Here is a 21447-nt window from a genome sequence, read left to right on the forward strand (position 1 = left end):
CGACCTTGCCTTCTACTTCAATTTGACCATCCGCATTTATTTCAACACCTGGCAAATTTTTAAGGACATCTTCTAGTTTCCGTTCGGTTCCTTTATTAAACGAATCGGCATTATAAATAAGCGTATCGCCTCTAACGGTTACGGGCATTTCGTAAACCAATTCAATTTCGTCTAGAGCATTATCATTTTCTAATGTGAAATCTCTTGAAATATCAGCTTCTTTGGTTGTAATGGATACATCAGATGTTTTCATGCCAATGTAACTCACTTGAACTTTGTAATCTGTATTCTTTTCTAAAGACAGTTTATAACGACCTTGATCGTTAGTAATTCCGTAGGAATCTAATTTGTTGGTTTGTTGATTTATAGCAATGACATTGGCTAATTCCAATGGATTACCGATACTATCTTTTACAATACCTTCAATTTTTACTTGGGAAAACGTGGCAGATGCTACAAGAAGTAAAATTGCCGTTATTACATGTTTCATTTATTTGGTGATTGGTTTATTGATTTTTTTTCTTGATTGTTTAGGGATGCTATTAAGCCTAACAACAGCACGAGGGCACCTGTTGTAATTGGGGCCTTGAAATTGTAATATAAATGTGAATTGATAATTTTCAATAAAGAAAAAATCAATTAAAATGGCAGACTATAATTTGTAATTAACGTCCACGACCGCCGCCTCGGCCGCCTCTACCACCATACATTTCACGCATTTCTTCCATTTTTTGTTTCATAATGGCATTGTATTCCTTACGCGTCACTTCTTTTCCTTTTGTTGGTTTTTTAATAGTCTCTTTTTCTGAAGGGTTTAAAACAATTTTAGAGCATAACATAGTCGTTCTATCTGCATTAATTTCTAAAATAAGCCCTGGCAGACCGCCATATTCACTAGGTCCATTACTTACTGGTATTTGAGGTGTGTACCAAGCCGTAACCGTAATTTCTTTTGGCACTTCTATATCTGCCATGAAGTCTTTACTGGTAGAATCCGTAGCTGTAGAATCCGTTTCGGTTTTAACAGAGTCCTGACTTTTTTCTTTGTCTTCTTTTTTATCATCATCTCTGGACCTTCTTCTCATACTAGTCCAATCAAATTCATCAACTTTTTTTACAGCCGTTGCTTTAAAGCACATGTACTGACCTATTTGTCGGGTTTCACCGCTTAATTCCCAATCCAATTCTGTTATTTCGTCAACAATTAAGAACTGTTTTCCAAAAAATTCTTGTTCCTGAATCATTTGCTTGTCTTTAATGTTTTTGTATTGAGAACCACCTGTAAAACTACTCATCATTCCAAAACCTCTTCCACTCCCTGGCGCTTCTAACTTTTCTTCTTCTTTATAGGTAGATTCTGTTTGAGAAAATGTCAACACATAGGTTTTTTCAAGCATGGTTTTCATACGTTCCATGATTTGCTTTTTTTGTTGTTCGCTCATTTGGCGCCCACCCCAATTATCTATATCCATAGTGGTTTTAGTTTGGTAATAAGCCTGACCCTGAAAGTCCTGTTGCGCGTAATTGTAAGTAGATATTGATAAGGTTAGGCACAAAATTGCAAGTAATTTGTAGAATTGATTCATTTGGAATATTTTATATGATTTTTATAAATAATCTTAATTGATACTAGTTAGACTTAAATAAGGTTAAAACGTAAAGCCTTAAATTGTTAAAGTTTTCTTAAAAAGAAATTCCAGCTAATCCCGAACTAAAATATATAGTTTGGTTTGAATTTTGTACTTTTCATGCTTCATGAAACTACTCACCTTTATAATTAGTTTATTGTCTCTATCTGTGTTTGCACAAGATAGTATCTCTACGTTTAGGAAGTCTAAATTCCCCATAGAGGTTGAAACCATAATAGGTGTTGATAATTTTGGCACCAAATATTATGAGATCAATAATGTTTTCTATAAAAAAACTGCTGACAAAACCATTAATTATAGCAATGTTCAATTAGGAAGATTAACCTCTGTTGATGTTTTTAACCCGCTAAAATTAATTGCCTTTTACAAAGATTTCAATACTGTAATTATTTTAGATAATCGATTGTCAGAAATTTTAAGGATAGATTTTAATACAGTTCAACCATACAAAAATGCTAGTTTTGTGTCCTTAGGAAATGACAATACCATATGGATTTTTAATCAAGATAACCAGCAATTGGAGTTGTATGATTACAAAGCAAAATCCGTGAGAGCCACTACTATCCCTGTTGTTTCTAATGCATTGTCTTTTACAAGTAATTACAATTACGCGTGGTTGTTAACGGAGAATTACATTTATAAATACAGTTATTTTGGTAGTTTACTTTTTAAAATTAAAAATACCGGTTATACCAAGCTCACAGAACGGAATGATGATATTATTCTTCAGAAGGGAAATAACCTTTATTTTTTAAATGATAAAACACAAGAAATTACACCAATTGCTTTACCAAATTTGTTAATAAATCAGTTTTTAGTAACGGGTGAAACGATGTATATTTACGATTCGAAAATTCTTCATGAATTCCAACTTAAAAATTAAAACGTATGCATGTTGCAGTAGCCGGAAATATTGGTGCAGGAAAAACTACACTTACCAAATTATTAGCCAAACATTATAAATGGGAACCGCAACTTGAAGATGTTGTAGACAATCCATATTTAGACGATTTTTACAACCAAATGGAACGTTGGAGTTTCAACCTACAAGTCTATTTCTTAAATAGCCGTTTTCGTCAAGTAAATCAGATTAGAGAAAGTGGTAAGGATATTATTCAAGACCGTACCATTTATGAAGATGCGCATATTTTTGCTCCCAACTTACATGCCATGGGATTAATGACAAATAGAGATTTTGAAAATTACCGCTCGTTATTTGATTTAATGGAATCCTTTGTTCAAGGTCCCGATTTATTGATTTACTTACGTAGCTCTATCCCGAATTTAGTGAGTCAAATTCACAAACGTGGTCGCGATTATGAGAACACGATTAGTATTGATTATTTAAGTCGCTTAAATGAACGCTATGAAGCTTGGATTCATGGTTATGATAAGGGCAACCTATTAATAATAGATGTAGATAATATGGATTTTGTGGCAAACCCAGAAGATTTAGGGACTATTATCAATAAAATTGAAGCACAAATTCACGGCCTTTTTTAGGGTTTATTTTATAAAGCCACGTTCTCTTGCATGAATAATAGCCTGATCGCTACTTTCAACTAATAACGCAGGTGTTGTTTTATAGTTTTCAAACAAGGCTTTGATACGTAACATTTTCTTTTTATGATTAACGATTCGTAGGTAAATAGCCATAATACGGTTCGGGTAGCTTTCTGATACTTCCATATAAATATCCGCATCATATTCACCACAATCACCAATTAGAATGAAATTCAAATTCGGATAAGCCTCTAGAATATGCATAATTTCATTCTGCTTCTGCGGCTTTTCATCTTGACTTTTCTTGTGAAAAACCCCATTAACACTACGCAATAAAATGGGTCCTTTTGGAAAATCATTCGTTTTTAGAAAATACTTTAAATACCGATAAAGGTTCCAAGGACTGTGACTAACATAAAATAAAGGGTTTGCGTTTTGCCCTGATTTGCCCCGATGCAACTTATGGTAGAATTTGGCTGCTCCTTCAAAAGGAATCCGACTAAAGGCACCTTTAAAGGCCGTATTAAATATTACGCGCCATTTAAAAAGTGAAACCACACCAGTATGCAAAATAGTATCATCTATATCACTAATGACGCCGAATTCTGATTCTTCACATGGAATTAAAATTTCAGCTGGAAATACATTATTATTGGTTATGTTTCGCTTCAAATTTACATCACTAAAAGATGCAACTATTGGTAACCAACCTTCATTATTAGCTAAGGCACCTAAACCTTCTAGTTGTTTTTCACATTTAAAATACCCCTTATTGTCCGTTTTAGTTTTTAAAATTGTCCCGTTGGGCAACTTTAAATTTATGTCAACATTTTTAATTTCATCACTTTCAAACCGTTTATAGGTGTTTACTAAAAGTTTAAACCAACCTTTATCTTCTAGGTTTATAGATTCGTCTTCAAGAGCTCTACCGCGCAGATAAAAATGCGTGTCACTTCCATAACTTTGAAACGTAATAATTTGAAACGGATCTTTTTTAAACATGTTTAAAAATATAAAAGATTTGATTGATAAAAAAACCACGCTGATTAGCGTGGTTTTGTAATATTATAGTACTATAACATTTATTTAACCTGTATTGGTCTATCATCTGTTACATCCATTTTGAATTGCGTAGACTCTTCTTTTAGCTTGGAAATTTTAGCATCAACTTCTGCTTTTGTCCCAGAGATTACTAATTCTTCCATATTAATGTTATTACCATTTACATTTGTAACGCTAACGACAGCTTTTGCAAAATCGTCTGATTTAATTACAAAATCAACATATACTTTTTTTGCCGTAAGTCCTTCTACAGCTTCTGTAGTTTCAGTAATAGCCAAACCAGTTTCAGCAGAATGACCACCTAAAATTGGTGCAATTACCAAACCAATTAAACAGGTTAGCTTAATTAAAATATTCATAGATGGACCAGAAGTATCTTTAAATGGATCTCCAACAGTGTCACCAGTTACAGCAGCTTTATGAGCTTCCGAACCTTTATAGGTCATTTCGCCATTAATTAAGACACCAGCTTCAAAGGATTTTTTAGCATTATCCCAAGCGCCACCAGCATTGTTTTGGAATATAGCCCAAAGCACACCTGAAACAGTAACACCAGCCATATAACCACCTAACATTTCAGCAATTGCCATGTTATTCATTCCAAAAATCATAGGAACAAATGCAATTACTAACGGAAAACCAATAGTTAATAAACCTGGCAACATCATTTCTCTTAAAGACGCTTCAGTAGAAATTGCCACACATTTATCATATTCTGGTTTCCCAGTACCTTCCATAATTCCTGGAATCTCTCTAAACTGACGACGTACTTCTTCTACCATTTCCATAGCTGCTTTTCCTACCGCATTCATAGCTAAAGCAGAGAATACGACAGGCACCATTCCACCTACAAATAACATGGCTAGAACGGGCGCTTTAAAAATATTAATACCATCAATACCAGTAAAGGTTACATAGGCAGCAAATAAAGCTAAAGATGTTAATGCTGCAGAAGCAATAGCAAAACCTTTTCCTGTAGCCGCAGTTGTATTTCCAACAGCGTCCAAGATATCAGTACGTTCTCTTACTATAGGTTCCTGTTCACTCATTTCAGCTATACCACCTGCATTGTCCGCAATAGGTCCAAAGGCATCAATTGCCAATTGCATAGCTGTAGTTGCCATCATAGCTGAAGCTGCTAAAGCCACACCATAAAAACCGGCAAATGCATAAGACGCCCAAATGGCTCCAGCAAACAACAATACAGAAGGGAATGTAGAAATCATACCAGTAGCTAAACCAGCAATAATATTGGTTCCAGCACCTGTACTTGACTGTTGTACTATATTTAAAATAGGTTTTTTACCTAAACCTGTATAATATTCAGTTACCGAAGAAATAACAGCGCCAACAACTAATCCTACTAGAGTAGCGTAGAATACGCGCATGGAAGATATTTCTTGTAAACCTTCACCAAAGAAATTCATTTGCATGGTTTCCGGTAACATCCACGTTACTAAACCAAAACAAGATAAGGCTACTAAACCAATAGAGGTCCAGTTACCCACATTTAAAGCGCCCATAACTTGAGCTTCTTTAGCCTCGTTACTTTTAATTTTCACCAACATAGTACCAATAACAGAAATAATAATTCCCGCACCAGCAATTGCCATAGGTAATAAGATTGGTCCAATACCGCCAAAGGCATCAGCAATATTTCCACCCATATCTTTAATTACATAGTTTCCTAAAACCATAGCAGCTAATACTGTAGCTACATACGAACCAAATAAATCGGCTCCCATACCAGCAACATCACCAACATTATCACCAACGTTATCTGCAATAGTTGCAGGGTTACGAGGGTCATCTTCAGGAATTCCTGCTTCTACTTTACCAACTAAATCGGCTCCAACATCGGCAGCTTTGGTATAAATACCACCACCAACACGGGCAAATAAAGCAATAGATTCAGCACCTAAAGAAAAACCAGCCAATGTTTCAAGAACAATAGTCATATCCATGGTATTTGTCCATACACCTCCCATAAAGAAATGGAAGAACCCTATGAAAAATATAGTTAAACCTAAAACTGCCAATCCAGCTACTCCTAATCCCATTACAGTTCCACCACCAAAAGATACTTTTAGTGCATTAGGCAAACTAGATTTAGCCGCTTGTGTCGTTCTTACATTCGTTTTTGTTGCTATTTTCATACCTATATTTCCTGCAAATGCCGAAAAGACAGCTCCAAAAATAAATGCAACTACAATTAACCAATGTGTTGTTGGAACAATAAATGACACAGCTGCAAGTGCAATACTTACTACAAGTACAAATATGGCAAGTAATCTATACTCGGCATTTAAAAAAGCCAAAGCTCCTTCATAAATATGATCTGAAATTTCTTTCATTTTTCCGTCGCCAGCATCTTGTTTCATAACCCAAGATTTCTTTACGACCATATAAATTAATCCTAAAAGTGCCATGGCAATTGGCATATAAATCATCATTGATTCCATATATTAATAATTTTTTTAATTTGTTAATTAGCTCGCTAAAGTAGTGAAATACATTAAAACTAAAAAACCCTTCTATTTAATAATAGAAGGGCTTTATATTACTGTGTTTCTTACAACTATATGGTAAAATTACCATTTGCTTTATGCTCACTATTCTCGTAACGATCTAAACATTTGTTTAAAATATCATAGGCTTCATCTGCATTTCCCCAGCCTCCTACGTCAACTTTTTTCTTTTCTAAATCTTTATAAACTTGAAAAAAGTGTTCAATTTCTTTTATTTGGTGTGGATTCATATCTGACAAATCATTTAAAATATTCCAAATCGGATCTGAAACTGGTACACAAATTACTTTTTCATCTGGACCTTTCTCGTCTGCCATATGGAAAACACCAATTGGTTTTACCTCTACCACACACATTGGAAATGTTGGTTCACCACCTAACACTAAAACATCTAATGGATCACCATCTAATGCTAATGTTTCTGGTATAAACCCATAATCTGCTGGATACATCATGGATGAAAAAAGCATACGGTCAAAACGTATTTTTTTTAAATCGAAATCATATTCATATTTGTTTCTACTTCCTTTCGGTATTTCGATTAATACATCAAAAGTTAATTTTCCGTTTTTTGTCATTATATATTATTTTAACCTTTTATTCAGGCTTGTTTTTTTATTCCTATTAAAATTGAAGAAGGTTCATATTCAGAAGCCTCATTTTTACGGGCTGCAAAGATACATAAGTCTTTGGGTTTGGGCAACTAAAATTAATTTAGATCCTATAATTTCGAATTTGCCGATACTAATATGTTAAACACCTCGTTTCCTAAAAAGGAATCCAAATCACAATCTGATAATTTTAAAAGTAAGTAAATGAATTAAATCTTTTATTTAAAAAAAAATAGCCTCTAGAAGTTAGAGGCTATTTTTATATAATTATTTCAAAAATAGGTTGTCTGAATTTTAGAAATTAAAGCCAAAACTTCCGGTTACGCCAAAATTTCGGGCATCAGGGACGTCATGATAATTTCCACGGAAATTAAAGTCTATTCTAAATACTTTAAAAATATTACCAATACCAAGGCTGTATTCATAATAAATTTCGTCTGTTGGTGCTACCAATGGAATATTAGACGGTGCGCTTAAAGCTATATTATCTGCTGATATATCTCCCCAAACACCGCGAAAACCAACAATTTCTCGCCAATTTAACTTTCTTAAAAATGGAATTCTTGAAAACAATCGTCCATTAAAATTATGTTCTAAATGCAAAGAGGCATAGGTATCTGTTACAAACTCATAATAATTTAATTGCGAAAACGATTTGTATATAGAGAAATACGACTGGTTACCAGGCACCACACTTAATAACCCCAATGGAACCGTTCCAAATGTTTTACCTACTTCAATGGTAGAATACAGGCGGCCTAAACCACCTAATTGCCATGGCTGAATATAAGAAAGCTGTAACTTGGTATAATTAAAATCGCTACCAAAAATATTTTTATCACCTAAAGAATATTGTGCAAATATAGATGCATAGGTATCATTTCCATTACGACGTTCTACACCGTAACCTACCATTTTTCTGCCTGGAAAGTAAGATACTGCAAAGGTACTTTCAAATTGCTTTATTTCTGATGAAACACCAGTAGTGGATTCCTGATCTACATAATCTAAACTAAATGTTGGCGAAGCGGATGACAGTGTTCTATAATCACCTCCCACGCGAAACAATACGTTTTTAATGGGCTCCAGTTCTATAGCTAACGCCGTTAGATTAATATTGGTTAATTTATCATTGGTGGCTGTACTGAAAACCGCATTGGAAGCTAGACTTCGTCCTAAAACATCGGTTGATGTGGTTAAACTTGCCCCAATTTGTTCAATATCGCGCCTATGACCTGCAGATACAATTAACCGGTTTCGCTTGTTTAATAAATACTTGGCCGAAAAACCATATTTCATTTTATCATCTTTAAAACCATAAGCTAAAAATCCTTGTAAGCGCCACAAATCATTAGGTCCAAAATACGTTCTTGCACCTGCTCGTAAACGCACACCTTCTACATCATTATAACCTACAGTAGAAAAAATAGGGCCATAATCAAGGTTTAAATCGTCAAACTCAATATACCCAGACGCCAAAATACTTCCTGCATTATACAACCGCTTAAACTTTTTTACGGTTTTTAAAGTATCCAACATTTGGTAAATACCCTTTTCATCATTATTTAAAGCTTCCATTCGGTTTTCGTCCCAAAAATCATCTTCCCGATTATAGGCATCTAAATTGTAATCGAATACCTCTTCCTTATAAAACTTTTCGTCTTTGGATTTATTAAACTCGTAATTATCGTATAACGTTGTGCGTTTACCATAAACACCTCGCGACTTTTCTTTTTTATTAAATGTAAAATCGGACATGAAATAATCGCGTTTTATAAGAAAAACAGAGTCATTTAGCACGTCAAATTCTTGTTCAATATAAATTTCTTTTACCCAATTTATATTGGCACTTTTAGAGGCTTGCATATTAATTTCCTTAATAGCAAATGTGGAATCATTCACCCAGAAGTCACCTTTAAAAGTTAGTTCGTTTTTACGTCTTGGATAGTAAATAATGTTATAACACCATTTATTGTCCCGATAAGCACTATCAGATAATACATAATTATAGGTATTGACACCTGTTCTGGAAATTGGGCTCACGAAACTTTTATCAAAAAACTTTAGATAGTTATCATACACATCGTATTCCGAATATAAGTCCTTGATAAAAGCAATAATGCTTTGATTATTACTAAAGCCTGAATTTTTGTTTCCTTTTAATTCTACTTTCTCCTTGTTTAATAAATTATCGCCATAAACTTTGGCCACCTCTTCATTTAAAAATATTGGCAAATATGTTTTTCCTGTAACTTTAGATGTATCTACTTGCTCAAAAATAAACTCCATACCTTTAAAAAGGTTACTCTTTATCAGTGCGCTATCAATGGTATTTAAATCGAATTCTACTTTTTCATACCTATCGTATTCATACTGCTTAAACTGACTCAAGCCATTTTGACGTTTGCGTTCCCAAATTTTTTGCAGAATTGCAATTGCTGGATTTTCTTCTGCTTTTTTAGATTGTTTTCCTGTTACAATAAACACTTCATTAAGCGCAGCTGCTTCTTCTTCAATAGAAAAACGTAAGTCGTAATTCACTTTCTTGTCTAATGGCAACTCTATGGTTTTATAACCTACGAAGGAGACAATTAACGTTGGCCACGTTTTATCAGATTCCATATAAAAACGACCATTTTCATCAGTTATGGTGCCTTCAAAAGAACCTTTAAAAATTATGTTAGCATAAGCAACGGGTTCATTGCCTTCATCAAACACGTAGCCACTAACTTTTGTTTGGGCGTAACCAACAAAAGTAGCAAGGGCAAAAATAAAAAGTAGTAAGTTAAATCTCATAGTTATAAAAAAACTTCATCAACAATCTAGCCAATGAAGTTTTATTAACGTAAAATATACGTATTTATTTATACATTACTTTTTTCACGGCCTTTATCACTTCTTTATGATCAGGCAACCATTCTTCAAAAAGAACTGGTGAATAAGGCGCAGGTGTATCTGCTGTATTTATTTTAATAATAGGTGCATCTAAATAATCAAATGCTTCAGATTGGACTAAATATGTTATTTCTGTCGCAACATTTCCAAATGGCCATGCTTCCTCCAAACCACCAAACGGTTTGTTTTTTAACTGATGCAATTATTACTTCTTTGTCCAATGGACGAACCGTTCTTAATCGATTATCTCACGAAATGCCTTCTTTTTCAATTCATCTGCCCAACAGCTTTATAGGCTTCCTTGATAATTTTTCCAAAGGAGACAATGGTAACATCTGTACCTTCGCGTTTTACAGCGGCAACTCCCAATGGAATGGTATACTCACCTTCAGGTACTTCGCCTTTATCTCCATACATTTGTTCACTTTCCAAAATATTAAGGATCGTCATCGCGTATGGCCGATTTTAAAACCCTTTGGCATCATATGGATTGGATGGCACAACACTTTTAAACCCAGGTGTATTGGCGAACCAACTTTCAAAAGCCTGCGAGTGTGTTGCAGCCAACTGTCAGAAGCTGTTGGTCCACGAAACACGATAGGACATTTAAATTGCCCACCAGACATTTGTCTAATTTTTGCTGCATTGTTTATAATTTGATCAATCCCAACCAACGAAGTTGAAAGTCATATATTCTACAATGGGTCTACAACTTGTCATGGTAGAACCAATGGCTATACCAGCAAAACCAAGCTCAACAATTGGCGTATCTATAACCCGTTTTGGACCAAATTCATCAAACGTACCTTTACTAGCTTTGTACAAACCATTATATTCCGCTACTTCCTCACCCATTAAGTAAATGCTTTCATCTCTACGCATTTCTTCGCTCTTAGCTTCGACAATGGCTTCCCTAAATTGAATTGTTTTCATTATTACTTTATTAAGAAAGGCAAAAGTAAATTATTGATAAAAGAATAATATATTTTTAAAAATATAATTGTAAATTATAAATCTTTAAAATTACACGAAAGTTTAACTTAATAAAAGACACTAAACTTTTGGCTCAAGAACAAATTATTACAATATTGAAATTTTCAATAAATTTATTATGCATGCATAGTAAATATTCTGAATAAAATAATTAACTTCGTAACCTCAAAAGAATTACACATATTTAAATACATACTAATATGAAAATATTAGTATGTATTAGTCATGTACCTGATACGACTTCGAAAATTAATTTTACCGATGGCGACACAAAATTTGACACCAATGGTGTACAATTTGTTATTAACCCAAATGACGAATTTGGATTAACACGCGCTATGTGGTTTAAAGAGAAGCAAGGCGCTGCAGTAACGGTTGTTAATGTTGGCGGACCAGAAACTGAACCAACTTTACGTAAAGCATTAGCTATTGGCGCAGACAATGCAATCCGCGTTAATATAGAAGCTAAAGACGGCTACCAAGTTGCCAAACAATTAGCAAATGTAGTTAAAGAAGGTGGTTACGATTTAGTAATTGCTGGACGTGAATCCATTGATTACAATGGTGGCATGGTCCCGGGAATGATAGCTGGTTTAATTGGTGCAAACTTTGTAACCAATTGCATTAGTCTAGAAATAGATGGAACCAAAGCAACAGCTATGCGTGAAATTGATGGCGGGAAAGAAACGGTTTCTACCAGTTTACCATTAGTAATTGGTGGACAAAAAGGATTAGTTGAGGAAAGCGATTTACGTATTCCAAACATGCGTGGGATAATGATGGCTAGAAAAAAACCTTTAGAAGTTAAGGAACCAGTAGATGCTGGAACTGAAACCGCTTCAGTGAAATTTGAAAAGCCAGCTCCAAAAGGCGCCGTTAAATTAATTGATGCCGATAATGTTGGAGAATTAGTTAACTTACTTCATAATGAAGCTAAAGTTATATAAATAACAATATCCAAATTCCAAATTCCAGTAAATAATCCTCTGGAGTTTAGTTTTTGGAGTTTAAAATTTAAAAATTTATGTCAGTTTTAGTATATACAGAATCCGAACAAGGAAAATTTAAAAAAACCGCTTTAGAGGTTGCATCTTATGCAAAAGCTGTAGCGGAACAAATGGGTACAACCGTAACGGCAATTACCTTTAACGCTGATGACACAAGCGTACTTGGAAATCATGGTGTTGACAAAGTATTGAAAGTTACAAGTAGTGAATTAGAGAAATTTAACGCAAACGGTTATGCAAGCGCTATTTCTCAAGCTGCTAAAAAAGAAGGCTCCAAAGTAGTTATTCTTAGCTCCAGCGCGGACGGTAAATATTTAGCACCTTTATTAGCTATTAATTTAGATGCTGGTTTTGCATCCAATGTGGTTGAAGCGCCATCAAATGTTTCACCATTCACTGTAAAACGTACAGCATTTACAAACAAAGCTTTTAATATGACGACTATTGATACCGATGTGAAATTGGTAGGTGTTTCTAAAAATGCGTATGGTGTTAAAGAAAATGCAGCGAGTGCAACTGCGGAAGATTTTTTACCTAACATTCCAGAACTAGGAGTTCATGTAGATTCTGTTGATAAAGTAACAGGCCAAGTAACCATTGCAGATGCCGAAATAGTGGTTTCAGCAGGTCGTGGTTTAAAAGGTCCAGAAAATTGGGGAATGATTGAAGAATTAGCTGAAGTTTTAGGTGCAGCGACTGCCTGCTCTAAACCGGTAAGTGATTTAGGTTGGAGACCACATGGTGAGCACGTAGGTCAGACAGGAAAACCAGTTGCTGCCAATTTATATATTGCTGTTGGCATTTCAGGAGCTATCCAGCATTTGGCGGGTATAAACGCATCAAAAGTAAAAGTTGTTATTAATACAGATCCCGAAGCACCTTTCTTTAAAGCTGCTGATTATGGAATTGTAGGTGATGCTTTTGAAGTTGTCCCTAAATTGATTGAAAAATTAAAGGAGTTTAAAGCACAACAGTAAATATATTTTTTTAAATTGTATTTATAAAAGGGCTGTTTAAGTTGGTATAAATTACTAAAACTGTTTCGTTCAGTTTGGTAAAGTCCTAATTTAAACAGTTCTTTGTTTTTTAAAATACTATGAGTTTAGTACGACTAAAGATAAAAGGAATTTCATATAGCCAAACACAAAATGGCGCCTACGCATTAATATTAAATGAGGTAGATGGTGATAGAAAGTTGCCAATTGTAATTGGTGCTTTTGAAGCACAATCCATTGCTATAGCTTTGGAAAAAGAAATTAGACCGCCTAGACCACTTACCCACGATTTATTTAAAAATTTCGCCGACCGTTTTGATATTGTTGTCAAACAGGTTATCATCCATAAGCTAGTGGATGGCGTTTTCTATTCCAGTATTATTTGTGAACGTGACAACGCTGAAGAAATTATTGATGCCAGAACTAGTGATGCTATTGCTTTAGCGCTGCGGTTTCAGGCACCAATTTTCACTTACAAGAATATTTTAGATAAAGCAGGAATTTATTTAAAAATTAATCCGGAAGATGAAGACGAGTCGGAATCAGAAAGTATTTTAGTAGATGATATGATTGCCGAAGAACTAGAAACCGGAAGTGTTCAGGAGAATTACAAAGCAAAATCGCTCGAGGAACTTCATAACATGCTTGATGAAGCTGTTGCCAATGAAGATTATGAAAAGGCAGCTAACATTCGCGATGAGATTTCTAAACGCTAACCTTATGATTAAAAATATACTACTAGCTATTACAGCTATTTTTTTTGGGATTACAACTTCTTTCGGACAAGATTTAGAAAAAAAATGGTCGTCTCAATCCACATCAAATCCTTATAAGAGTATCGAGTTTAAAAAAGGAGAATTCACCTTTTCTAACGATTCAATTCAGGACTTAAAAGGTGATTATTTGTATCAAAACAACTTATTGGTATTCTATTATAACGATTCTTTAAACTCCATTAAACGTTTTAAAATAAAAGAACTAACAGATTCTACCTTAATTTTTAAAGATAAGCAAGCTACTTATACCTATATATCATCCACATCAGTTTTAGCTGAAAATCCGGCGCCTACGGTTGCATCAAATTCAGAAAACGGTGTCATTATTCCAAGTCAAGGTTTTTCCATTAATAGTCTTTGGCGTGGTATTCTAGGTATGGTAACCTTAATTTTTGTATCCTTTATATTTAGCAGTAACCGAAGAGCTATTAATTGGAAAACGGTTGGTTTAGGATTAGCCTTACAACTCATTATTGCCATTGGGGTTTTAAAAGTTGGTTTTATAAAAGGCATCTTCGAGTTTATAGGCAAAGGGTTTATCGAAATTTTAAGTTACACGCAAGCTGGAAGCGAGTTTCTATTTGGGGGCATGCTAGATGTTACTTCCTTCGGGTTTATTTTCGCATTTCAAGTATTGCCAACAATTATTTTCTTTTCGGCATTAACATCCGTTTTATTCTATTTAGGTATTATTCAAAAAGTAGTCAAACTAATGGGTTTACTATTAAGTAAGGTATTGGGCATTTCGGGAGCTGAAAGTTTAAGTGTTGCAGGAAACATCTTTTTAGGCCAAACGGAAGCGCCACTTTTAATAAAAGCGTATTTAGAAAAAATGAACAAGTCTGAAATTCTCCTAGTAATGATTGGGGGAATGGCTACCGTTGCAGGAGCCGTTTTAGCAGCTTACATTGGTTTTCTTGGTGGCGAAGACGAGGCATTACAACTCTTTTACGCCAAACATTTATTAGCTGCCTCTGTTATGGCGGCTCCAGGTGCTATTGTAATTTCCAAGATATTATTTCCACAAACAGAAAAAATTAATACGGATGTTCATGTATCCCAAGAAAAAATAGGGTCTAACATTTTGGAAGCTATAGCAAACGGAACCACTGAAGGTTTGCGTTTAGCCGTAAATGTTGGTGCTATGCTACTCGTTTTTGTCGCATTTATAGCTATGGTTAATGGCATTCTAGGCGGTATTGCTGGTTTTGACGGTATTAGCATTCAAGCTTTAAACATTAACTGGCATTTTACCTCATTAAATGAAGTCATTGCAGCAAACACCCCGTATCAAGCGTTGTCATTAGAATTTATTTTAGGTTATATTTTTGCGCCATTAATGTGGTTAATTGGTATTGCAACAGAGGATATGGCTTTAATGGGTCAACTTCTAGGTATTAAGCTAGCAGCTAGTGAGTTTATTGGGTACATCCAATTAGCAGAATTAAAAAATGTAGCGAATGCCACACATTTAACGTACGAGAAATCTGTAATTATGGCAACGTATATGCTCTGTGGATTTGCAAATTTTGCATCTATTGGTATTCAAATTGGCGGAATTGGATCTCTTGCGCCAGGCCAACGCAAACAACTATCTAAATTTGGAATGAAAGCGTTGATTGGTGGAACCATTGCATCTTTAATTTCTGCAACAATTGCAGGAATGATTATTGGATAACACACTTCTGCAAAGGACGGAAAATCGATTTAAAAGTACTATTATAGTTTAGCGTCAGCTAGTTAATAACTTTTTATATCATTTTAAAGGTTACCTCCGTTGTATTTAACCCTTTTCTTTATTTTAGCTTATCATTGTTGGAGGCAAACGCCCAAGTATAATTGAAATTTTTGTGTAATTAAAAAGAGATTTCCACTTTCGTGGGACATATTATGAAACAATATCACGACCTAGTTAAGCACGTATTGGAAAACGGAAACGAAAAAGGTGACCGTACAGGAACTGGAACAAAAAGTGTATTTGGATATCAAATGCGTTTTGATTTAAGCGAAGGTTTCCCAATGGTTACAACCAAAAGGCTACATTTAAAATCTATTATTTACGAACTTTTATGGTTTTTAAAAGGTGATACCAATATCAAATATTTAACAGACAATGGTGTTAGAATATGGAACGAATGGGCTGACGAAAATGGCGATTTAGGACCAGTTTACGGCCATCAATGGCGAAACTGGAACAACGACGAAATTGACCAAATTAAAGATATTGTTGAAACTTTAAAAACCAATCCGAATAGCCGACGCATGTTGGTTTCTGCTTGGAATCCGTCTGTTTTACCAGACACTTCCAAATCGTTTGATGAAAATGTGGCCAACGGAAAAGCAGCACTTCCACCTTGTCATGCCTTTTTTCAGTTTTATGTAGCAGATGGTAAGTTGTCTTGCCAATTATACCAACGTAGTGCTGATATATTTTTAGGTGTTCCTTTCAATATTGGTTCCTATGCGCTTTTCACTATGATGATAGCACAAGTTTGTGGTTATGAGGCTGGCGAATTTATCCACACCTTTGGTGATGCACATATTTATAATAATCACGTAGAACAATTGGAATTGCAATTATCTCGTGACATCAGACCTTTACCTAAAATGAAAATTAATCCAGATGTAAAAGATATCTTCGATTTCAAATTTGAAGATTTTACGTTGGAAGATTACAATCCACATCCTCATATTAAAGGAAAAGTGGCCATTTAAAACCCCTTCATGAAAAACCTACTATTCATATTCTCGATCCTTTTTAGTCTCTCTATCTTTTCACAAGAAAACACAAATTCAGAAGACTTGAAAGATACTCAAGATACGTCTAATTTCGAAGGCTCTGTTGATTCGGATGTCACATCATTTTCTATCATAGAAAATGTTCCCATTTATAAAGGCTGCAGTAAAAATCTAGACAACAAAGCTCAAAAAGAATGTTTAAATAAAAAACTAAACAAACATATTGGCGCAAACTTTAATACTAAAGTCGCTGCAAAATTAGACTTGCCTGACGAGACTGTGGTTAAAATAAATGTTAAGTTCATTATTTCTAAAACTGGAGAAATTGTAGATATTGAAGCTGAAACACCCTTTCCAGAATTGGAAGCCGAAGCTATTCGCGTTATTAAATTAATTCCGAAAATGGAAAGACCAGGTTACTTTAAAGATGCACCTGTAAGCGTTCCTTATTTTATTCCAATAAAATTTAAAATTGCAAATAGCGGTTTTAATTCTTCTAAAGACATGCAATATCCAACTTACAGAGGTTGTGAAAAATCAGTGAGCTTTGAGGATTTAAAAAATTGCACGATTGGGAAAATAATGGACTATGTTAAAGTTAGCATTAATTATGATTTGGCCGATAAACTATTCCCATTGGATAAGAGCACGCAATTTGAAGTTAGCTTTGTTATAAACGAGAAAGGTAAAGCCGAAGATATTTCTGCCAAAGCACACAAAAGAGAAATGGCTGCGGAAGCTATTGGCGTTTTAAAGCGTATGCCCAAAATGAAAGCACCTGGCTCTATAAATGGTAAGCCAACCAAAGTACCCGTCAAATTTTTAATGACCATTTATTTCTAATCTGTTTCACAATATGAATTCAGCAAAAAATAGCTAAATTTGTTTAAATTCAGTCAATCATGTTCGGAAAGAAAAAAGATACTACCACGGAAATAGATAAGGAACAATTGGAGCTTTTAAAAACAGCCCAAAACCGCATTAAACAAAAAAAGCGTTTGTATGCGCATTTTGTAATTTTTCTAATTGGGTCCGTATTTTTAATACTCGCCAACACGGCTTTAGGAATTGGAGAAGGTGTTAAACTATTTAACATAGATTGGTTTGTATATGCTATTGGCATTTGGTTATTCTTGTTTATATATCACATTGTGAATGTATTTATTACGTCAAAATTGTTGAGTAAAAAGTGGGAAGAAAAACAATTAAATTTACTTATTAATAAGCAAAAGCAACGCATTGCCGAATTAAAAACACAGGTAGAAAATGACTTACCGCTACCAGAAAAAAAAAACCGGATAGCGACTTCTAAAAATTCAAATATTACTATAATAGTTGCCGCTGGAGAGAATAATGCTATAGGAAAAGACAACCAATTAATTTGGCATTTAAGTGACGACCTCAAACGGTTTAAAAACTTAACTAATGGTCACCATATTATTATGGGTCGTAAAACCTTTGAAAGTTTCTCGAAACCCTTACCTAACCGTACGCATATTGTTATAACCCGTCAAGAAAACTATCAAGTTCCTTCTGGTGTTATTGTTGTTAATAATTTAGAAGATGCTCTAGATGCAGCGCGAGCAGACAGTCAACCATTTATAATTGGAGGCGGCGAAATATACAAGCAAGCTATGCCTTTTGCTAATAAGTTAGAAATAACACGCGTGCATTCCAGTTTTGAAGCCGATACATTTTTCCCAGAAATAGATCTATCTATCTGGAAAGAAGTTACCAAAACCACACATCCAAAAGATGATAAGCATGCTCATGATTTTTCGTTTATAACCTATACACGCCAATAAAATCCTGTTGTGAAGCTTAAAAAAAACGCAAACTCATAACGTATCTTAATATACTGGATCAACCCATTCAATTTAACCCTTTTGTATTTAGCAGAAAATTTATTCTTTGGGCCATATTGGGTTTAATAGGCGGACTAATTGCTAGTGTTTATTGGATTGTTTTAGAGTTTTTCACCCATCAATTAGCGTTTTTTGATGGTTGGTTGGTTATTCCAACCATGGCTATCTGTGGGCTTTTAGCAGGTTTTGTTATTCACTTTATTGGCGATCCAGGGGAAATTCATTTAATTGTAAACAACATTCGTTTTAATAAAGGAAAACTCGACCCGAAGAATAATCCATCCATGATTCTTTCTTCCTTATTATGTATTGCGTCAGGAGGTAGTTTGGGTCCCGAAGCGCCATTGGTTCAAGTTACAGGATCAACTGGCACTTGGCTTGGAAAAGTCTTTAGATTAAAAGGTGAAGACCTACGTTCCATGAGTATTGCTGGTATGGCTTCCGGATTTACAGCCTTATTCGGAGCACCTTTAGGTGGTAGTTTATTTTCACTTGAAATTTTGCATCATGAACATGCCGTCGAATATTACAAAGCCATTATTCCTGCCTTTGTAGCTAGCAGTTTTAGTTATATGATATTTGCTTTAATTATTCATTTAGGCATTGGGCCAACTTGGGATTTACCAGCTTATGAAATGTTAAGTAAATTTGATTTTGCTTATGCTATTTTATTCGCAATTATAGCAACAGCCATTGGTTGGCTCTTTATAGTTTGCACAAAATTCTTTAAAAATATATTTGCTAAATTAATGGTGCCCATTTATATCAAAACCTTTATTGGAGGTGTTTTATTGGGTTGTATTGTTTACTACCTACCAATCACCCGCTATTTTGGTCATCTTGAAATTAACACCCTTATTTTAAGCGACTTTCCTCTAAAAATGCTCGTCCTCATTCTATGCTTTAAAATAATTGCCATTGCCATAACCGTTACATCTGGTTGGCGAGGTGGCTTTATAATTCCCTTGTTTTTTACAGGCGCTACTTTGGGTTTAATACTTCATCAATTTTTACCATCTATCAGTCTGTCCTTAACAATTGTTAGTTGTATGGCTGCTATAAATGCTTGCGTAACTAGAACCCCCATGAGTACGACAATTTTACTATCAACCTTAACAGGGTTTACGTATTTTATCCCGATTCTATTTGCGAGTTTAACAGGTTATTTTTTAGCACCACGCACTCCGTTTATTGGATCTCAAATGAGCGAAGAAAAAGACGCGTAATATTCCCATTTTTTCTCTAATTTCGCAGTATGGTTAAAGACATTCAATTGCGCGTTAGTTTAGTAGAAGAAGAACGCGCTGATATTTTACTAATAAAAGCGTCTCAATTTCTTGATATAAGTCGCGACAAAATTTCAGGCATAAAAGTACTTCGGAAGTCTATTGATGCGCGAAAACCTAAAATAATTTTCAATTATAAAGTCGCCGTTTATATTAACGAAGCTGTTCCAGAAACATCCGAATACACTTTTGACTATAAAGATGTTTCCAAAGCAAAACCCGTTCACATTATTGGTTTTGGACCTGCAGGCATGTACGCTGCTTTACGCTGTATTGAACTCGGTTTTAAACCTATTGTTTTGGAACGAGGTAAAAATGTAAAAGACAGACGTAGGGATTTAAAAGCCATCAATCAAGATCATTTTGTAAACGAAGATTCCAACTATTGCTTTGGTGAAGGTGGCGCAGGAACCTATAGTGATGGAAAATTATACACCCGAAGCTTAAAACGTGGTGATGTAAGACGCATTTTTGAAAACCTCGTCTATCATGGTGCTACAGATCAGATTTTAGTCGATGCCCATCCACATATTGGCACCAATAAGTTGCCGAAAGTGGTCCAAAATGTTCGTGAAACCATTTTAAAATACGGTGGCGAAATTCATTTTGAAACACGTGTTACCGATTTCATAATAAAAAACAATGCCATCCAAGCCATTCAATTACAAAATGGCAACGAAATGGAAGCCAATCGCGTTATTTTAGCAACGGGTCATTCTGCTAGAGATATTTATTATTTGCTGCATAAAAAAGAAATTGCACTCGAAGCAAAATCTTTTGCTATGGGTGTTCGCGCCGAGCATCCGCAAGAAATTATTGACAGTATTCAATATCATTGTAGCGGTAAACGCAGCGATTTATTACCAGCAGCTTCCTATAGTTTAGTGCAACAAGTTAACAATCGTGGTGTATATTCATTCTGTATGTGTCCCGGCGGTTTTATTGTGCCTGCAGCTACAGCTAATGGCGAAGTGGTTGTTAATGGCATGTCGCCTTCTAAACGCAATAATTTATTTGCTAATTCTGGGATTGTGGTTGAAATTGATGTCCACAAAGACCTGTATAAATATGAGCATTTTGGCGTGTTGAAAGGTTTAGAATATCAGAAGGATTTAGAGCGTTTAGCCTTTACGGCTGGCGGCAGAACTCAAACAGCTCCTGCCCAACGTTTAACAGACTTTGTTAATGGTAAACTATCACCTACATTAAACCCAACCTCCTATCAACCTGGTTTAAATTCGGCGCCTTTACATTCCTTATTACCAAAATTAATTGGGAGTCGTTTACGCCAAGGCTTTAAAGCTTTTGGCGAAAAAATGCATGGGTATTATACCGAAGAAGCAAATATAGTTGGTGTGGAATCCCGTACTTCCTCACCTATTAGCATTCCTAGAAACGACAAATTAGAACACACACAAATTAAAGGCTTGTATCCTTGCGGTGAAGGTGGTGGGTATGCAGGAGGCATTGTTTCTGCTGCCATGGATGGTGAGCGTTGTGCCGAAGCAGCTTGTTTTTAAAGCTAGTAAATTGTTTTC

General features: G+C 34.9%; 17 protein-coding genes and 1 pseudogene. 11 read left to right on the forward strand and 7 right to left on the reverse strand.

Annotation, left to right across the window (positions count from 1 at the left end):
* Together ACN0QX_RS05145 and ACN0QX_RS05150 are read right to left on the reverse strand one after the other, a co-directional pair.
* On the reverse strand, nucleotides 1-490 hold a 490-nt coding region (locus tag ACN0QX_RS05145), incomplete at its 3' end, for a carboxypeptidase-like regulatory domain-containing protein (RefSeq protein WP_417195777.1).
* Between the two features lie 175 nt (nucleotides 491-665).
* Nucleotides 666-1586 carry a GLPGLI family protein gene (locus ACN0QX_RS05150; RefSeq protein ID WP_417195778.1) on the reverse strand — a complete coding sequence of 307 codons (921 nt, stop codon included), beginning with the start codon at nucleotides 1584-1586 and terminating at the stop codon, nucleotides 666-668.
* Between the two features lie 169 nt (nucleotides 1587-1755).
* On the opposite strand from ACN0QX_RS05150, the gene ACN0QX_RS05155 reads away from it, so the two are divergent.
* Both ACN0QX_RS05155 and ACN0QX_RS05160 read left to right on the forward strand, forming a co-directional pair.
* Complete coding sequence (locus ACN0QX_RS05155; protein WP_417195779.1) at nucleotides 1756-2532, forward strand: hypothetical protein; 777 nt, start codon at nucleotides 1756-1758, stop codon at nucleotides 2530-2532.
* Nucleotides 2533-2537: 5 nt separating this feature from the next.
* Entirely contained in the window at nucleotides 2538-3152 is a 615-nt protein-coding gene (locus ACN0QX_RS05160; RefSeq protein WP_376858951.1) for a deoxynucleoside kinase, read from the forward strand.
* A 3-nt stretch (nucleotides 3153-3155) separates the two neighbouring features.
* Here ACN0QX_RS05160 and ACN0QX_RS05165 read toward each other — a convergent pair whose 3' ends face one another.
* From ACN0QX_RS05165 to ACN0QX_RS05185, 5 genes and pseudogenes are all read right to left on the reverse strand, one after another.
* Nucleotides 3156-4154, reverse strand: a complete 999-nt coding sequence (locus tag ACN0QX_RS05165) for an App1 family protein (protein WP_417195780.1) — start codon at nucleotides 4152-4154, stop codon at nucleotides 3156-3158.
* Between the two features lie 80 nt (nucleotides 4155-4234).
* Nucleotides 4235-6676 carry a sodium-translocating pyrophosphatase gene (locus tag ACN0QX_RS05170; protein WP_248397765.1) on the reverse strand — a complete coding sequence of 814 codons (2442 nt, stop codon included), beginning with the start codon at nucleotides 6674-6676 and terminating at the stop codon, nucleotides 4235-4237.
* A 116-nt stretch (nucleotides 6677-6792) separates the two neighbouring features.
* Nucleotides 6793-7320, reverse strand: a complete 528-nt coding sequence (locus ACN0QX_RS05175) for an inorganic diphosphatase (RefSeq protein WP_417195781.1) — start codon at nucleotides 7318-7320, stop codon at nucleotides 6793-6795.
* A 327-nt stretch (nucleotides 7321-7647) separates the two neighbouring features.
* Nucleotides 7648-10149, reverse strand: coding sequence for a DUF5686 family protein (locus tag ACN0QX_RS05180; protein ID WP_417195782.1), 2502 nt, complete (start codon nucleotides 10147-10149; stop codon nucleotides 7648-7650).
* Nucleotides 10150-10213: 64 nt separating this feature from the next.
* Nucleotides 10214-11181: pseudogene (locus ACN0QX_RS05185) on the reverse strand (alpha-ketoacid dehydrogenase subunit beta).
* Between the two features lie 260 nt (nucleotides 11182-11441).
* Between ACN0QX_RS05185 and ACN0QX_RS05190 the strand changes: the two are divergent.
* The 9 genes from ACN0QX_RS05190 to ACN0QX_RS05230 all read left to right on the forward strand — a co-directional run bounded on the left by ACN0QX_RS05190 (nucleotide 11442) and on the right by ACN0QX_RS05230 (nucleotide 21429).
* Nucleotides 11442-12188: an electron transfer flavoprotein subunit beta/FixA family protein gene (locus tag ACN0QX_RS05190; RefSeq protein ID WP_417195783.1), complete on the forward strand. Its 747-nt coding sequence runs from the start codon at nucleotides 11442-11444 to the stop codon at nucleotides 12186-12188.
* Between the two features lie 77 nt (nucleotides 12189-12265).
* A complete protein-coding gene (locus ACN0QX_RS05195; RefSeq protein ID WP_417195784.1) occupies nucleotides 12266-13225 on the forward strand; it encodes an electron transfer flavoprotein subunit alpha/FixB family protein in 960 nt (319 codons plus the stop codon).
* A gap of 119 nt (nucleotides 13226-13344) precedes the next feature.
* Entirely contained in the window at nucleotides 13345-13959 is a 615-nt protein-coding gene (locus ACN0QX_RS05200) for a bifunctional nuclease domain-containing protein (RefSeq protein ID WP_417195785.1), read from the forward strand.
* 7 nt (nucleotides 13960-13966) lie between these two features.
* The gene (locus tag ACN0QX_RS05205) at nucleotides 13967-15697 is read left to right on the forward strand and encodes a NupC/NupG family nucleoside CNT transporter (RefSeq protein WP_417195846.1); all 1731 of its coding nucleotides are present in this window, start codon (nucleotides 13967-13969) and stop codon (nucleotides 15695-15697) included.
* 212 nt (nucleotides 15698-15909) lie between these two features.
* The gene (locus tag ACN0QX_RS05210) at nucleotides 15910-16734 is read left to right on the forward strand and encodes a thymidylate synthase (protein WP_417195786.1); all 825 of its coding nucleotides are present in this window, start codon (nucleotides 15910-15912) and stop codon (nucleotides 16732-16734) included.
* A 9-nt stretch (nucleotides 16735-16743) separates the two neighbouring features.
* A complete protein-coding gene (locus ACN0QX_RS05215) occupies nucleotides 16744-17601 on the forward strand; it encodes a hypothetical protein (RefSeq protein WP_417195787.1) in 858 nt (285 codons plus the stop codon).
* A 59-nt stretch (nucleotides 17602-17660) separates the two neighbouring features.
* The gene (locus ACN0QX_RS05220) at nucleotides 17661-18563 is read left to right on the forward strand and encodes a dihydrofolate reductase (protein WP_417195788.1); all 903 of its coding nucleotides are present in this window, start codon (nucleotides 17661-17663) and stop codon (nucleotides 18561-18563) included.
* Between the two features lie 116 nt (nucleotides 18564-18679).
* Nucleotides 18680-19849: a chloride channel protein gene (locus ACN0QX_RS05225; protein ID WP_417195789.1), complete on the forward strand. Its 1170-nt coding sequence runs from the start codon at nucleotides 18680-18682 to the stop codon at nucleotides 19847-19849.
* Nucleotides 19850-19878: 29 nt separating this feature from the next.
* Entirely contained in the window at nucleotides 19879-21429 is a 1551-nt protein-coding gene (locus ACN0QX_RS05230; RefSeq protein ID WP_248397741.1) for an NAD(P)/FAD-dependent oxidoreductase, read from the forward strand.
* Nucleotides 21430-21447 lie beyond the last annotated feature (18 nt).

The sequence above is a fragment of the Bizionia sp. genome (assembly GCF_048259285.1).
Classification (GTDB): domain Bacteria; phylum Bacteroidota; class Bacteroidia; order Flavobacteriales; family Flavobacteriaceae; genus Algorimicrobium; species Algorimicrobium hallyeonense.

Excerpts from the sequence above, each read along its gene's own strand:
- ACN0QX_RS05150 (WP_417195778.1), bottom strand. The coding sequence starts at position 1,586 with ATGAATCAATTCTACAAATTACTTGCAATTTTGTGCCTAACCTTATCA.
- ACN0QX_RS05155 (WP_417195779.1), top strand. The coding sequence starts at position 1,756 with ATGAAACTACTCACCTTTATAATTAGTTTATTGTCTCTATCTGTGTTT.
- ACN0QX_RS05160 (WP_376858951.1), top strand. The coding sequence starts at position 2,538 with ATGCATGTTGCAGTAGCCGGAAATATTGGTGCAGGAAAAACTACACTT.
- ACN0QX_RS05165 (WP_417195780.1), bottom strand. The coding sequence starts at position 4,154 with ATGTTTAAAAAAGATCCGTTTCAAATTATTACGTTTCAAAGTTATGGA.
- ACN0QX_RS05170 (WP_248397765.1), bottom strand. The coding sequence starts at position 6,676 with ATGGAATCAATGATGATTTATATGCCAATTGCCATGGCACTTTTAGGA.
- ACN0QX_RS05175 (WP_417195781.1), bottom strand. The coding sequence starts at position 7,320 with ATGACAAAAAACGGAAAATTAACTTTTGATGTATTAATCGAAATACCG.
- ACN0QX_RS05180 (WP_417195782.1), bottom strand. The coding sequence starts at position 10,149 with ATGAGATTTAACTTACTACTTTTTATTTTTGCCCTTGCTACTTTTGTT.
- ACN0QX_RS05190 (WP_417195783.1), top strand. The coding sequence starts at position 11,442 with ATGAAAATATTAGTATGTATTAGTCATGTACCTGATACGACTTCGAAA.
- ACN0QX_RS05195 (WP_417195784.1), top strand. The coding sequence starts at position 12,266 with ATGTCAGTTTTAGTATATACAGAATCCGAACAAGGAAAATTTAAAAAA.
- ACN0QX_RS05200 (WP_417195785.1), top strand. The coding sequence starts at position 13,345 with ATGAGTTTAGTACGACTAAAGATAAAAGGAATTTCATATAGCCAAACA.
- ACN0QX_RS05210 (WP_417195786.1), top strand. The coding sequence starts at position 15,910 with ATGAAACAATATCACGACCTAGTTAAGCACGTATTGGAAAACGGAAAC.
- ACN0QX_RS05215 (WP_417195787.1), top strand. The coding sequence starts at position 16,744 with ATGAAAAACCTACTATTCATATTCTCGATCCTTTTTAGTCTCTCTATC.
- ACN0QX_RS05220 (WP_417195788.1), top strand. The coding sequence starts at position 17,661 with ATGTTCGGAAAGAAAAAAGATACTACCACGGAAATAGATAAGGAACAA.
- ACN0QX_RS05230 (WP_248397741.1), top strand. The coding sequence starts at position 19,879 with ATGGTTAAAGACATTCAATTGCGCGTTAGTTTAGTAGAAGAAGAACGC.